Source organism: Corallococcus sicarius, from assembly GCF_003611735.1.
Taxonomy (GTDB): Bacteria; Myxococcota; Myxococcia; order Myxococcales; family Myxococcaceae; genus Corallococcus; species Corallococcus sicarius.
On sequence record NZ_RAWG01000767.1, the window covers coordinates 1 to 421 of the forward strand.

General features: G+C 50.1%; 1 protein-coding gene. It reads left to right on the forward strand.

Features of this window, described 5'->3' with window-relative positions:
* Positions 1-128: 128 nt before the first annotated feature.
* On the forward strand, positions 129-421 hold a 293-nt coding region (sdhD, locus tag D7X12_RS42065), incomplete at its 3' end, for a succinate dehydrogenase membrane anchor subunit (protein WP_052982599.1).

A 421-nucleotide genomic window follows, 5' to 3' on the forward strand; every position in this document is an offset into this window, starting at 1 on the left:
GTCGTAGGTATTCGCCACATGATGATGGATTTTGGCTATCTGGAAGAAACATTCGAAGCGGGTAAACGCTCCGCCAAAATCTCCTTTGTTATTACTGTCGTGCTTTCACTTCTCGCAGGAGTCCTCGTATGGTAAGCAACGCCTCCGCATTAGGACGCAATGGCGTACATGATTTCATCCTCGTTCGCGCTACCGCTATCGTCCTGACGCTCTACATCATTTATATGGTCGGTTTTTTCGCTACCAGTGGCGAGCTGACATATGAAGTCTGGATCGGTTTCTTCGCCTCTGCGTTCACCAAAGTGTTCACCCTGCTGGCGCTGTTTTCTATCTTGATCCATGCCTGGATCGGCATGTGGCAGGTGTTGACCGACTACGTTAAACCGCTGGCTTTGCGCCTGATGCTGCAACTGGTGATTGT